Raw genomic sequence first — 13005 nt, forward strand, 5'->3', positions numbered from 1 at the left:
TGGTCGCGCGATCGCCTCACCGTATCGCGTGCAAGGACCCACCCCAACCCCTCCCTTCCAGGGAGGGGCTCCGATTATTCCACCCGCTCGGCGTGGAGCACTTCGATCAGCCAGTCGTGGAACAGCTTGACCGGCCGCGTCGTGAGCGCGCGGGGCCGGCAGACGAACCAGTAGCTATAGTCGCTCTCCACGGTCAGGTCGAAGAGCTGGACCAGCCGGTCGTCGCGTGCCGCCTCGAAATGCGATTCGAGCATGAAGGCGACGCCCAGCCCCTGCGCCGCTGCCTCGAGCATCAGCGTGCCCGAATCGAAATGGTCGATGGCCGCGGGCTCGATCTCCAGATGCGACAGCCCCGCCGCCGCGCGCCAGGCGGTGAACGTGTCCGCCATGTCGCGGTGCACCAGCGCGGTGAGCTTCGAAAGCTGCTCCGGCCGGGTGACCGGCTCGGGCCCCTCCACCAGCGAACGCGCGCCGATCACATAGACGCGGTTGCGGTCCAGCCGCTTCGAATACAGCGTCGGGTCGATGTCGCGCGCCACCACGATCGCGGCGTCGAGCCCGTCGCCGAGCCGCGCCACCGCATGCGCGCCGGTATCGACGTCGAGATGCAGCTCGGGATGCTTGCGCTTCAGATCGCCCATGTGCGGCATCAGCCGCTGCGTCGCGAACAGCGGCAGGATGCCGAGGCGCAGGCGCAGCAGCTCGGTGCCGCTGGTCATCGTCTCCACCGCGTCGGCCATGGTGTCGAGCGCGGGCGCGATCATGCCGAGCAGCCGCTCGCCATCGTCGTTGAGGCGCAGCGCCTGGTGCCGGCGCTCGAACAGCGGCTTGCCGATGAAGCGCTCCAGCGCCTGGACGCGGCGGCTCAGCGCCGGCGAAGAGAGCGCCAGCTCCTCCGCGGCGGCCTTGATCGAGCCGAGCCGCGCCACCTGCACGAAAGCCTCGATTGCCGTAAGCGGGGGTAGTCGTCGCATTTCGCTCTCTTTTTGTTGCGCTGCGTCACGACCCTTGGCGTGCGATTCGCGCGGCGCCAATGGCGTTTCCAACTCGGGCACAACTATCGTTGCACACACGCGCGATTGCAAGCCATGCACGCGTTAATGTTTCTTTTCGCACTTGCACAAAAACCGGCCGCACTGCACAAAGCGCGTGCCTTTCAGGCATCCTCTCCTAAAACTTTCCCGGCCGGTCCTCGTGATCGGCCTTTTTTTTGTGCAATCGATCCCCCACGTTCCGCGTCTCACACGCCTGGGGAGAACGATAGGATGGCGGACGAAGAAGGGCAGCCCGCCAGGCTGCAGGTTGCCAATTCCCGGCCCGAGGACAGTGGCCGGGGTCTCGCGCATCTGCCGCGCGCGCTGATGGCGCGGCTCGGCCTTGCCGAGGGCGATGTGATCGAGATCGTCGGCAAGCGCGCCACCCCCGCGCTCGCGGTGCTGCCCTATGCCGAGGACGAGGGCCTCGAGATCCTGCGCATCGACGGGCTCCAGCGCGCCAATGCCGGCGCCAGCTCGGGCGATTTCGTCGAGGTGCGCAAGGCCGTGTCCAAGCCGGCGACGCGCGTGGTGTTCGCGCCCGCCCAGCAGAATCTGCGCCTCCAGGGCAGCGGTGAGGCGCTGAAGCGCGTCTTCTTCCAGCGTCCCCTGGCCCAGGGCGACGTCGTCGCCACCGCCGGCCAGCAGCGCGCCGACATCCCGCCCCAGGTCGCCCAGTTCCTGCGCGCGCCGGCCTATGCGCTGCAGGAGATCCGGCTCACCGTGGTCGCCGCCAGCCCCAAGGGCATCGTCCATATCGACGAGAATACCGAGGTCGAGCTGCGCCCCGAATATGAGGCGGCCGCGGGCGACGGCCGGCGTGCCGACGTCACCTATGACGATATCGGCGGCATGGCCGGCACGATCGACCAGCTGCGCGAGATGGTGGAGCTGCCGCTGCGCTATCCCGAGCTGTTCCAGCGCCTGGGCGTCGATCCGCCCAAGGGCGTGCTGCTCCATGGCCCGCCCGGTACCGGCAAGACCCGCCTTGCCCGCGCGGTCGCGAACGAATCGGACGCGCAGTTCTTCCTGATCAACGGCCCCGAGATCATGGGCTCGGCCTATGGCGAATCCGAGGGCCGGCTGCGCCAGGTCTTCGAGGAGGCGACCAAGGCGGCGCCGTCGATCGTCTTCATCGACGAGATCGATTCGATCGCCCCCAAGCGCGGCCAGGTTTCGGGCGAGGCGGAGAAGCGCCTCGTCGCCCAGTTGCTCACGCTGATGGACGGGCTCGAATCGCGCGCCAACGTCGTGGTCATCGCCGCGACCAACCGGCCGGACGCGATCGACGAGGCGCTGCGGCGGCCGGGCCGGTTCGACCGCGAGATCATCGTCGGCGTGCCCGACGAGCGCGGCCGCCGCGAGATACTGGGCATCCACACACGCGGCATGCCGCTCGGCGACAAGGTCGATCTCGCCGAGCTGGCGCGCACCACCTATGGTTTCGTCGGTGCCGATCTCTCCGCGCTCGCCCGCGAGGCGGCGATCGAGGCGGTGCGCCGGATCATGCCGAAGCTCAACCTGGCGGAAGGGACGATCCCGCACGAGGTGCTCGATACGCTGTCGGTCACGCGCGAGGATTTCCTCGAGGCGTTGAAGCGCGTCCAGCCTTCGGCGATGCGCGAGGTGATGGTCGAGGCGCCGCGCGTCCGCTGGGAGGATGTCGGCGGGCTCGACGATGCGCAGATGCGGCTGAAGGAAGGCGTCGAGCTGCCGCTCAAGGATCCCGATGCGTTCCGCCGCCTCGGCATCCGCCCGGCCAAGGGCTTCCTGCTCTACGGCCCGCCGGGCACCGGCAAGACCCTGCTCGCCAAGGCGGTGGCGCGCGAGGCGGAGGCGAACTTCATCGCCACCAAGTCGAGCGACCTGCTGTCGAAATGGTATGGCGAGAGCGAGCAGCAGATCGCCCGGCTGTTCGCCCGCGCCCGCCAGGTCGCGCCCTGCGTGATCTTCATCGACGAGCTCGATTCGCTGGTTCCCGCGCGTGGCGGCGGCCTGGGCGAGCCCCAGGCGACCGAGCGCGTGGTCAACACGATCCTATCGGAGATGGACGGGCTGGAGGAGCTGCAGTCGGTGGTGGTGATCGGCGCGACCAACCGGCCCAACCTGATCGATCCTGCCCTGCTCCGCCCCGGGCGGTTCGACGAGCTGGTCTATGTCGGCGTGCCCGATGCGGCCGGGCGCGAGCGGATCCTCGAGATCCAGACGGAGAAGATGCCGCTCGCCGCGGATGTCGATCTGCGGTCGATCGCCGCGCAGACCGAACGCTATACCGGTGCCGACCTGGAGGATGTGGTCCGCCGGGCCGGCCTGATCGCGCTCCGCCAGTCGCTCGACTCGCGCGAAGTGACGATGGCGCATTTCGACGCGGCGCTCGCCGATTCGCGCGCCACGGTCACGCCCGAGATGGAGGAGGAGTATCAGGCGATGTCGGGCCGGCTGAAGCAGCAGGCCTCGGCGATCCAGCCGATCGGCTTCATCGCGCCGGGCATGCTGCGCGGGCATGGGCCGAAGGGAGCGGATTGACGCTTGCGCACCGCCCGGGAAGGGAAGGCTGGGGTGGGTAGCATCCCGGCGATACGGTGGGTGCGGGCTTGGCCTCGCGGCTTCGCGCGCACTCCGCCCACCCCCTGATCCCCTCCCTTCCAGGGCGGGGAGTCATGTCGATCGCCGCGTCGCCACCCAGGCATAGGCCAGCAGGCATGCCAGCCACCCCGCCGCGGTCAGATAGGGCAGCGGCCGCCAGAGCTCGTAAAGGCCCACTCCAATCGACGGGCCGAGCACGAACGCCGCGCCGTTCACCGAGGTGACCTTGCCCGCCACCGATCCCTGCGATTCCGCCCCCACGGCCAGCGATGCGCCCGCGGTGAAGCCCGGCCGCGCGAAGCCCATGCCGAGCGCGATCAGCGCATAGCCCAGCGCGATGCCGTACAGCGTGGTCGCCGTGCCGGTCGCGACGCAGCCGCACGCGCCCAGGGCCGCGCCCGTCAGCACCAGCGCGCGCGGGCGCAGGTCGAGCATCGGGATCAGCCCCCATTGCGCGAGCAGCGATGCGCCCGCGCCCAGCATCAGCACCAGCCCGGTCGGCTGCAGCGCCTCCGCCGGGGGCAGGTGCATCCGGTCGATGATCAGGAAGCCGATCGCCTGGCCGGTCATCGCCTGGGCATGGCCGATGATCAGCCCGGCGACGATCCACGGCCGGATGCGCGGATCGAAATAGCGGATGTTCTCGCTGGTCTCGGCGGCGGTGGCGGCGGTCACCGTGGCGCCGGTCCCCTGCCCGCCGATCGAGGGATAGGAGATGGCGGCGCCATGGGCGTCGCCCTCGTCCCTGGGCAGCCCGCGCGCGGCGGCGATCCAGATCACCACGCCCACCGCGCTCGCGGCGAAGGCGGGGCCGGCCAGCCCGATCATCGGCCCCTCCGGCCAGAGCCTCCCCATCACCAGATAGGGCGCGATCGCCGGGCCCAGGATCGTGCCGAGCCCGAAGGCCGAGGCGAGCAGGGTGAGCGCGCCGGTCCGCTCCTCGCGGCTGGTGCGGCCGGCGACGATCGCCTGCACCGCCGGCGGCGCCGCCGATCCGAACGTGCCGTAGATCACGCGCCCCGCGACAAAGGCGATGAAGGTGGCCACCGGGCCGAGCAGCCCGTTGATCCCCATGGCCAGGCACAGCCCGCACAGCCCCAGCGACACGGTGAAGCCGCCCACCCCCACCAACACCATCGCGCGCCGGCCGTGCCGGTCGGACCGGTTGGCCCAGAAGGGCGCGGCGATCACCCAGAGCAGCGCGGAGACCGAGAAGACGGCGGCGACGGCGCTGTCCGGCGCGTGCAGCGAGCGGCCGAGCGCGGGCAGCACCGATTGCAGCGCGGTGTTGCCGGCTGCGATGGCCAGCATCACGGTGAAGAGCAGCGCGAAAGTCCGGTCGAAGCGCCGGAACTTCATTTCCGCTCCCAGCTGTAGCTCCGCCCGATCGTGGCGACATGCAGCATGTACCAGCCATACCAGCGCCCGCGCCCCGCCTCGCGCGTCTCGGCATGCTCGGGGTGCTTGCGCCACGCGATCGCGCTGGCCTCGTCGGCCCAATAGCTTATGGTGATCGCCTGGCCGTCCGCGTTGCCGACATGGTCGACGCCGCGATAGCCGGGCTGCTCGGCGGCCAGCGCGTCCATCGCCGCGGCGGCCGTGGCATAGCCTTCGGCGTCTTCCCCCGTGCGCGCGGAGATGAACAGGACGGCGGTCTGCCCGGTGCGATCCTCTGCCATGGCTCCTGCCCCTAACCTAACCGTCACTCCGGCGAAAGCCGGGGTATCGGGCGATGGCGCGGCCGTGGCACGAGATCCCGGCTTTCGCCGGGACGGCGGGTGTGGCTAAAGCCGCACCCTATGATCACCGACTGGCATTTCTATGTGCTCGCCGTGCCCGCGGTGATCCTGCTCGGCCTCAGCAAGGGCGGGTTCGCCGGCATGGGCGCGCTGTCGCTGCCGCTGCTGGCCTTCGCGATCGATCCGGTGCGTGCCGCCGCGATCACCCTGCCGATCCTGATCGCGCAGGACGTGGTCGGCGTCTGGGCCTTTCGCCGCACGGTCGACTGGCGGCTGCTCGGCTGGATGCTGCCCGGCTCGGTGCTCGGCATCGCGCTGGGTTACGGGTTCGCCGCCAGCGTCTCATCCGCCGCGGTGATGGCGATGGTCGGCGCGATCTCGATCCTGTTCGGCGCCTATCGGCTCCGGGCCGCCCGCCATGCCGCGCCGCGCGGCACCGCGCGCTGGCCGGACTGGATCGGATCGCTGTTCGGCATCGCCTCGGGCTTCACCAGCCAGATCGCCCATGCCGGCCAGCCGCCCTTCCAGCTCTGGGTGCTGCCGCGCAACCTCCCGCGCGACATGCTGGTCGGCACCACCGCGATCTTCTTCGCCGCGACCAACTGGATCAAGGTGCCGGCCTATTGGGCGCTCGGCCAGTTCACCTCGGCGAACGTCATGACGTCGGCCGCGTTGCTGCCGCTCGCGCTGGTCGCCACGGTTGCCGGCGTCCGGCTGGTGCGCAGGGTGGATGCGGCGCGCTTCTACACCGCGATCCATGTGTTGATGATCCTGGTCGGCATCGCCCTGGTTGCCGAGGCGATCCGCTAGCTCAGTCGAAGAGCGAGGAGACCGAGCTTTCGTCCGCGATCCGCTTGATCGCTTCGGCGAGCAAAGGTGCGATCGTCAGGTGGCGGATCTTGCTGCTCTCGGCGATCACCGCGTGGTTGCCGATCGAATCGGTGATCACCAGCTCGGCGAGCGCCGATCCGTCGACGCGCGCCACGGCGCCGCCCGAGAGCACGCCGTGCGTGCAATAGGCGACCACGTCCTCGGCGCCCGAGGCCTTGAGCGCGGCGGCGGCGTTGCACAGGGTGCCGGCCGAATCGACGATGTCGTCGATCAGGATGCAGAAGCGCCCTTCGACATTGCCGATGATGTTCATCACTTCCGATTCGCCCGGGCGCTCGCGGCGCTTATCGACGATGGCGAGCGGCGCGTTGTCGAGCCGCTTGGCCAGCGCGCGGGCGCGGACCACGCCGCCCACGTCGGGCGAGACGACCATCCACTGTTTGCCCGGGAAGCGGCTGTGGATGTCGGCGCTCATCACCGGCGCGGCGAAGAGATTGTCGGTCGGGATGTCGAAAAAGCCCTGGATCTGCCCGGCGTGCAGATCGACCGAGAGCACGCGGTCGGCGCCCGCGGTGGTGACGAGGTTGGCGACCAGCTTGGCCGAGATCGGCGTGCGGGGGCCGGGCTTCCGATCCTGGCGGGCATAGCCGAAATAGGGGAGCACCGCGGTGATGCGCCGGGCCGATGCGCGCTTCAGCGCATCGATCATGATCAGCATCTCCATCAGATTGTCGTTCGCCGGGAACGCCGTGGACTGCATGACGAACACGTCCTCGCCGCGGACATTCTCGAGGATCTCGACGAAGATCTCCTCGTCGGCGAAGCGGCGGACGTTCGCCTGGGTCAGCGGGATCTCGAGATACTCGGCGATCGCCTTGGCGAGCGGCAGGTTCGAATTGCCGGCCATCAATTTCATGTGCGCCACTCCCCAGGCTTGCTACGCTGGGCGCGCATTAGAGGCCAAAGGGCGGGGTTGAAAAGAGCAGATGGCGATTGCGCATGCAGAAGGCGTCACGACTGTGACTTATGTGCTCGACGCCGATGCCCAGATCGCGGCGGCGCGGGCCAATCTCTGGCGCTATCTCCGTTCCAGCCGCGCCTGGATCCGCATGGGAATCGGTCTGCTCGTCATGCTCGCCATCGGCGCGGTGCTCGGCGTGGCGATCGGCGAGGATCCGCTGTGGTGGATGCTGGTCTTCGCGGCCGAGATGGCCGTGCTGTTCCCGCTGATCTACGGGCTCCTCTACCTGTTCCTGCCGCGCCGGATCCGCCGGCTGGTGGCGCAGAGCGCGATCTGGCGGCGGCCGGTCGAAGTCACCTGGTCCACCGCCGGCATGTCGGCGCGCTCGCCCCATGGCGAAACCGAGCTCGCCTGGACCGACTATCATGGCTGGTACGCCGCGCGTTCGGGCTTCCTGCTCTACTTCAACGACCAGCAATATCAGGTCGTCCCGGCCTCGGCCCTCGCCGCTGGGCAGGCGCAGGCGCTGCGCGCGATCCTCGAAGCATCGGGCCTGCGCCGGCTCTGAGCCGGTTTGCGCGCGCCGGGCCCGCCCGGTAGAGCGCGGCAATGACCGTCACCACCCGTTTCGCGCCGAGCCCCACGGGCACGCTCCACGTCGGCAACATCCGCACCGCGCTCCACAACTGGATGTTCGCGCAGGCCCATGGCGGCCGCTTCCTGCTGCGCATCGACGATACCGATGGCGAGCGTTCGGAGGAGCGCTTCGTCGACGCGATCCGCGCCGATCTCGCCTGGCTGGGGCTGGCGCCGGACGGGGAGGAGCGCCAGTCCGCCCGGTTCGGCCGCTACGAGGCGCGCTTCGCGGAGTTGCAGGCCGCCGGGCGGGTCTATCCGGCGTACGAGACCGCGCAGGAGCTCGAGCTCAAGCGCAAGGTGCTGCTCGGCCGCGGCCTGCCCCCGGTCTATGACCGGGCGGCGCTGGCGCTGGCCGATGCGGACAAGGCGAAGTTCGAAGCGGAGGGCATCCGCCCGCACTGGCGCTTCCGGCTCGATCATGACGCCATGATCGAATGGGACGATCTGGTCCGCGGCTCCCAGCGCTTCGATCCGAGGACGATGAGCGACCCGGTGGTGCGCCGCGCCGACGGCTCCTGGCTCTATCTCCTCCCCTCGGTGATCGACGATATCGACATGGCCGTCTCCCATGTCGTGCGCGGCGAGGATCATGTCTCGAACACCGCGACTCAGCTCCAGATGTTCGCGGCGCTCGGTGCCGCCGCGCCGCGGTTCGCGCACGAGGCGCTGCTCACCGGCGCCGAGGGCAAGCTCTCCAAGCGGCTGGGCTCGCTCGGCATCGACCATTTCCGTGCGCGCGGCATCGAGCCCCAGGCGCTGATCGCCCTGCTCGCCCGGCTCGGCACCAGCGACCCCGTCGAGCCGTTCCCCGATGTCGCGCCGCTGATCGCCGGCTTCGACTTTGCGCGCTTCGGCCGCGCGCCCGCGCGCTTCGACGAGGAGGAGCTGGCCCAGCTCAACGCCCGCATCGTCCACCAGCTCGGCTTCGACGCAGTGAAGGACCGGCTGCCGGCGGGGATGGGCGCGGCCGGATGGGAAGCGATCCGCCCCAATCTGGCGACCGTCGCCGAGGCGGCGGACTGGTGGGGCGTGGTCGAGGGGCCGGTCGCCGCGACGATCCCCGAGGAGGACCGCGCCTTCCTCGCCCTCGCCGCCGAGGTCGCCAAGGGCATCGACTGGTCCGATCCCTGGCCGGCGCTCACCGGCGCGCTGAAGCAGGCCACCGGCCGCAAGGGCCGTGCCCTGTTCCTCCCCCTGCGACTCGCCCTTACCGGCCGCGAGCACGGGCCCGACATGGCCGCCCTGCTCCCGCTGATCGGCAAGGAAAATGCCCTGGCGCGCCTCGGTAGCGTATGATCGAGAAAGCATTTGCACCGGATATGTAATGTTGTATCATCGCTTTCGCCGGCCTGGACCGGCGTTGGAGATGGAGTGCAACGCCATGTATGCCGAACATCGCTACCAGCCCCAGCAATCGCGCGCCGTCAGCATCGGGGCGTCGCTGCTCATCAGCGGGGCGATCATCACCGGAATGATCTATTCGGCGCCGAACATCATCAAGCATGTCACCCCGATCTTCGAGGCGACGCAGATTCCGATCGAGCAGCCGCCGCCCCCCGACCCCCAGCCCATCGACAAGAAGGTGCTGGTGAAGACGCCGACCCAGCCGCCGATCACCGTGCCCGATCCGATCGTGAAGACCGACCGCGATCCGATCATCAGGACCACGCCGGACATCCCGCCGGTGCAGCCGGACATCGCCAAGCCGGTCGAGGTCGGCCCGCCGGTCGCCGTCGATCCGCCCAAGCCGGTGCCGGCCCTTATCGGCGCGAAGCGCGATCCGCGCTATGCCGATGCCTTCCAGCCCAACTATCCCGCCTCGGAACTGCGCGCCCAGCGCGACGGGCGCGTCGCGGTGCGGGTGCTGGTGGGCCCCGATGGCCGGGTGAAGGCGGTCGAGCAGGTCAGCGCCACCAGCGCCGCCTTCTTCGAGGCGACGAAGCAGCAGGCGCTGGCCAGATGGCGGTTCAAGCCGGCGACGCGCGGCGGCGTGGCCGAGGAGAGCTGGATGACCCTCAGCGTCACCTTCCAGATCAAGGACCAGTAGCGGAACGTCCTTGGCGGAGCGCGGGGGCTGGCTCTCGGGCCTCCGCGCTCCTATCTTCGGCGGCGAGATGAGCTACCTCCAGAGATTCAACCCCCTGCGCGCATTCGGCGACCTGCGGCGCTGGCTTGCCACCCGCAAGCCCTATGAGCTGTGGTTCATGATGCTGGCCATGGCGGTCACGCTCGTGATCCTGTGGATGTTCGTGAAGGATTCGAACGTCGCCACACCCTATAAGCGCGACATCATCTATGTGCAGCAATGGCGGCTCGATCGCAGCGATGCCGATATCAAGGCACAACAGGCCAAGGACCTGCCCGAGGAGCTGAAGCGCAAGGCGGCGATCGAGGCGGCGCAGAAGAAGCGCCAGGCCGAATTCAAGAAATATGACGATTGGCTGACCAGCCACGGCTTCTGAGCGACGCGCGCCGGATGGGCGCCGCGCTCGCGCTGGCCGAGCGCGGGCGGGGGCGGACCGCGCCCAATCCCAATGTCGGCTGCGTGATCGAGCGGGACGGCATCGTGGTCGGCCGCGGCTGGACCCAGCCGGGCGGTCGCCCCCATGCCGAGGCGATGGCGCTGGCCCAGGCGGGCGCGAAGTCGCGCGGCGCGACTTGCTATGTCACGCTCGAGCCCTGCGCGCATGAATCGCCGCGCGGGCCGGCCTGTTCGAGCCTGCTCGTCGCGGCCGGCATCGCCCGGGTGGTGATCGCGCTCGGCGATCCCGATCCGCGCACCAACGGGGCTGGGGCGGCCCGGCTGCGCGCCGCCGGGATCGACGTGGCGGAGGGCGTCCGCGCCGCCGATGCCCGCCGTTCGATGGCCGGCTTCCTGACGCGGCTGGAAAAGGGGCGTCCGCTCGTCACGCTCAAGCTGGCGACCTCGCTGGACGGCCGCATCGCGCTTCCCACGGGCGAGAGCCGCTGGATCACCGGCGCCCAGGCCCGCGCCCATACCCATCTGGAGCGCGCCCGGCACGAAGCGATCCTGGTCGGCCGCCGCACGCTGGAAGTCGACCGGCCGCGCCTCGACGTCCGCCTGCCCGGACTGGAGGACCGCGCGCCGCGCCGGCTGGTGCTTTCCGCCACCGGCGATCTGAAACGCCCGGAGGACATTGCGGCGCTGAAGGGTGTCGACCATCTCTTCGTCGAGGGCGGCGCCGAGACCGCCTCGGCCTTTCTCCGCGCCGGCCTGGTCGATCGGCTGCTGCTCTATCGCGCGCCGATCCTGATCGGCGAGGGGAGGGTGGCGCTTGGCGATATCGGGCTCGCCCGGCTGGACGAAGCCCATGGCCGCTGGCGGCTATATGACAGCCGCATGCTTGGCAGTGACAGGATGGAGGTCTACGAGCACGCCTCATGAGGAAGCATGGCCTCCGGTTTGCCGCCCGCGCGCGGCGCAGCAAGGACTCCTGATGTTTACTGGGATCGTCACCGATATCGGCACCGTCGAGACCACGGAGAGGCAGGGCGACCTGCATGTCCGCGTCTCCACCGCCTATGAAACCTCCGGCATCGATCTCGGCGCCTCGATCGCCTGTTCGGGCGTGTGCCTGACGGTGGTCGACAAGGGCGTGGATGCGGGCGGCGGCTGGGTCGCGTTCGACGTCTCGGGCGAGACGACCAGCCGCACCGCGCCGGGCATGTGGGCCTCGGGCCGCAGGCTCAACCTCGAGCGCGCGCTGCGCCTGGGCGACGAGCTGGGCGGGCACATCGTCACCGGCCATGTCGACGGGATCGGCACGGTGAAGGCGATCGAGGAGATCGGCGGCTCGCACCATGTCGTCCTCCTCGCCGGACCGGAGCTGGCGCCCTATGTCGCGCCCAAGGGCTCGATCACCGTCGATGGCGTCTCGCTCACGGTGAATGCGGTGCGCGATACGGCCGAAGGCGTGGAATTCGACCTCAACATCATTCCCCACACCGCCGCCGTCACTACATTCGGCGCACTCGAAGCAGGGCAGGCCGTCAATCTCGAGATCGACGTGCTCGCCCGTTATCTGCAGCGCATGGAGGCGCTCCGTGGCAAAGCCTGAACGAGCCAATGAACTGGGGCGCCTGAAACATGCCTTCCTCTCCTCGCCCGAGGAGCTGATCGACGAGGCCCGCAACGGCCGGATGGTGATCCTGGTCGATGACGAGGATCGCGAGAACGAAGGCGATCTCGTCATCCCTGCCCAGATGGCGACGCCCGACGCGGTCAATTTCATGGCGCGGTTCGGCCGCGGGCTGATTTGCCTCGCGCTCACCGCGGAGCGGGGCCGCCAGCTCCAGCTCGAGCCGATGGCGCGCATCAACGGCACGCCGCTGGGTACTGCGTTCACTGTCTCGATCGAGGCGAAGGAAGGCATCTCGACCGGCATTTCCGCCGCCGATCGCGCGCGCACCGTCGCGGTGGCGATCGACGCGGCCAACGGGCCCGATGCGATCACCTCGCCGGGCCATGTCTTCCCGCTGATCGCCCGCGACGGCGGCGTCCTCGTCCGCACCGGCCATACCGAGGCGGCGGTCGATCTCGCGCGGCTCGCCGGGCTCAACCCGTCGGGCGTGATCTGCGAGATCATGAAGGACGACGGCACGATGGCCCGTCTCGACGATCTGATCGCCTTCGCCCAGTTCCACAATCTCAAGCTCGGCACGATCCGCGACCTGATCGCCTATCGCCGCCGCTACGACCATCTCGTCGAGAAGCGCGCCGAAACGCGTTTCGAGAGCGAATGGGGCGGCGAGTGGGCCGCGATGACCTTCTGGAACAAGGCGACGGAGAGCGAGCAGGTCGCGCTGGTCAAGGGCAGGATCGATCCGGCCCGGCCGACGCTCGTCCGCATGCATGCGCTTTCGCCCTTTTCCGACATCTTCGGCGAGGGCGGCGCGCGCGGCGGGCTGCTGCGCCGCTCGATGGAGATCATCGCCGAGGAAGGCGCGGGCGTCGTGGTCGTGATCAACAAGCCGCGGCCGGACCAGTTCACCGTCGCGCTCCAGGCGCGCGCCGGCACGCTCGAGGCCAAGGACATGGACGAGCTGCGCGACTATGGCGTCGGCGCGACGATCCTCACCGAACTCGGCGTGCAGGACATGATCCTGCTCACCAATACCCACCACACGCTGGTCGGGCTCGACGGCTATGGCCTGTCGATCGTCGGCGAGCGCCCCATCGATACCGGAGAATGAC

General features: G+C 69.5%; 13 protein-coding genes. 9 read left to right on the forward strand and 4 right to left on the reverse strand.

Annotated features, from left to right (window positions below; translation table 11 throughout):
* Nucleotides 1-74 precede the first annotated feature (74 nt).
* Complete coding sequence (locus OMP43_RS19930) at nt 75-974, reverse strand: LysR substrate-binding domain-containing protein (protein WP_280281302.1); 900 nt, start codon at nt 972-974, stop codon at nt 75-77.
* Between the two features lie 291 nt (nt 975-1265).
* Between OMP43_RS19930 and OMP43_RS19935 the strand changes: the two genes are divergently transcribed.
* Nucleotides 1266-3560: a CDC48 family AAA ATPase gene (locus OMP43_RS19935; protein ID WP_280281303.1), complete on the forward strand. Its 2295-nt coding sequence runs from the start codon at nt 1266-1268 to the stop codon at nt 3558-3560.
* A gap of 132 nt (nt 3561-3692) precedes the next feature.
* On the opposite strand, the gene OMP43_RS19940 is transcribed toward OMP43_RS19935, so the two are convergent.
* Nucleotides 3693-4979, reverse strand: coding sequence for an MFS transporter (locus OMP43_RS19940; RefSeq protein WP_280281304.1), 1287 nt, complete (start codon nt 4977-4979; stop codon nt 3693-3695).
* The gene (locus OMP43_RS19945) at nt 4976-5299 is read right to left on the reverse strand and encodes an antibiotic biosynthesis monooxygenase (protein ID WP_280281305.1); all 324 of its coding nucleotides are present in this window, start codon (nt 5297-5299) and stop codon (nt 4976-4978) included. The genes OMP43_RS19940 and OMP43_RS19945 overlap by 4 nt, the downstream gene beginning before the upstream one ends.
* Nucleotides 5300-5419: 120 nt before the next feature.
* On the opposite strand from OMP43_RS19945, the gene OMP43_RS19950 reads away from it, so the two are divergent.
* Entirely contained in the window at nt 5420-6169 is a 750-nt protein-coding gene (locus tag OMP43_RS19950; protein WP_280281306.1) for a sulfite exporter TauE/SafE family protein, read from the forward strand.
* 1 nt (nt 6170) lies between these two features.
* Here the strand turns inward: OMP43_RS19950 and OMP43_RS19955 are convergent, their stop codons facing one another.
* The gene (locus OMP43_RS19955) at nt 6171-7106 is read right to left on the reverse strand and encodes a ribose-phosphate pyrophosphokinase (RefSeq protein ID WP_280281307.1); all 936 of its coding nucleotides are present in this window, start codon (nt 7104-7106) and stop codon (nt 6171-6173) included.
* Nucleotides 7107-7209: 103 nt separating this feature from the next.
* Here OMP43_RS19955 and OMP43_RS19960 point away from each other — a divergent pair, with 103 nt between their 5' ends.
* The 7 genes from OMP43_RS19960 (at nt 7210) to ribB (ending at nt 13004) form a co-directional block, all read left to right on the forward strand.
* A complete protein-coding gene (locus OMP43_RS19960) occupies nt 7210-7719 on the forward strand; it encodes a YcxB family protein (RefSeq protein ID WP_280281308.1) in 510 nt (169 codons plus the stop codon).
* 41 nt (nt 7720-7760) lie between these two features.
* Nucleotides 7761-9086, forward strand: a complete 1326-nt coding sequence (locus OMP43_RS19965) for a glutamate--tRNA ligase (RefSeq protein WP_280281309.1) — start codon at nt 7761-7763, stop codon at nt 9084-9086.
* 85 nt (nt 9087-9171) lie between these two features.
* Complete coding sequence (locus OMP43_RS19970) at nt 9172-9837, forward strand: TonB family protein (RefSeq protein ID WP_280281310.1); 666 nt, start codon at nt 9172-9174, stop codon at nt 9835-9837.
* A 67-nt stretch (nt 9838-9904) separates the two neighbouring features.
* Nucleotides 9905-10252, forward strand: a complete 348-nt coding sequence (locus tag OMP43_RS19975; RefSeq protein WP_280281311.1) for a hypothetical protein — start codon at nt 9905-9907, stop codon at nt 10250-10252.
* A gap of 14 nt (nt 10253-10266) precedes the next feature.
* On the forward strand, nt 10267-11196 hold the full coding sequence (gene ribD / locus OMP43_RS19980) for a bifunctional diaminohydroxyphosphoribosylaminopyrimidine deaminase/5-amino-6-(5-phosphoribosylamino)uracil reductase RibD (RefSeq protein ID WP_280281387.1): 930 nt from the start codon (nt 10267-10269) through the stop codon (nt 11194-11196).
* A 52-nt stretch (nt 11197-11248) separates the two neighbouring features.
* Nucleotides 11249-11869 carry a riboflavin synthase gene (locus OMP43_RS19985; protein ID WP_280281312.1) on the forward strand — a complete coding sequence of 207 codons (621 nt, stop codon included), beginning with the start codon at nt 11249-11251 and terminating at the stop codon, nt 11867-11869.
* Complete coding sequence (gene ribB / locus OMP43_RS19990; protein WP_280281313.1) at nt 11856-13004, forward strand: 3,4-dihydroxy-2-butanone-4-phosphate synthase; 1149 nt, start codon at nt 11856-11858, stop codon at nt 13002-13004. The genes OMP43_RS19985 and ribB overlap by 14 nt, the downstream gene beginning before the upstream one ends.
* Nucleotide 13005 lies beyond the last annotated feature (1 nt).

Source organism: Sphingomonas sp. CBMAI 2297, assembly GCF_029870595.1.
Classification (GTDB): domain Bacteria; phylum Pseudomonadota; class Alphaproteobacteria; order Sphingomonadales; family Sphingomonadaceae; genus Sphingomonas.

Bases quoted from the DNA above. Each gene is read 5' to 3' on its own strand.
- OMP43_RS19935 (WP_280281303.1), top strand. From the start codon at position 1,266: ATGGCGGACGAAGAAGGGCAGCCCGCCAGGCTGCAGGTTGCCAATTCC.
- OMP43_RS19930 (WP_280281302.1), bottom strand. From the start codon at position 974: ATGCGACGACTACCCCCGCTTACGGCAATCGAGGCTTTCGTGCAGGTG.
- OMP43_RS19965 (WP_280281309.1), top strand. From the start codon at position 7,761: ATGACCGTCACCACCCGTTTCGCGCCGAGCCCCACGGGCACGCTCCAC.
- OMP43_RS19940 (WP_280281304.1), bottom strand. From the start codon at position 4,979: ATGAAGTTCCGGCGCTTCGACCGGACTTTCGCGCTGCTCTTCACCGTG.
- OMP43_RS19970 (WP_280281310.1), top strand. From the start codon at position 9,172: ATGTATGCCGAACATCGCTACCAGCCCCAGCAATCGCGCGCCGTCAGC.
- OMP43_RS19945 (WP_280281305.1), bottom strand. From the start codon at position 5,299: ATGGCAGAGGATCGCACCGGGCAGACCGCCGTCCTGTTCATCTCCGCG.
- OMP43_RS19975 (WP_280281311.1), top strand. From the start codon at position 9,905: ATGAGCTACCTCCAGAGATTCAACCCCCTGCGCGCATTCGGCGACCTG.
- OMP43_RS19985 (WP_280281312.1), top strand. From the start codon at position 11,249: ATGTTTACTGGGATCGTCACCGATATCGGCACCGTCGAGACCACGGAG.
- ribD (WP_280281387.1), top strand. From the start codon at position 10,267: ATGGGCGCCGCGCTCGCGCTGGCCGAGCGCGGGCGGGGGCGGACCGCG.
- OMP43_RS19955 (WP_280281307.1), bottom strand. From the start codon at position 7,106: ATGAAATTGATGGCCGGCAATTCGAACCTGCCGCTCGCCAAGGCGATC.
- OMP43_RS19950 (WP_280281306.1), top strand. From the start codon at position 5,420: ATGATCACCGACTGGCATTTCTATGTGCTCGCCGTGCCCGCGGTGATC.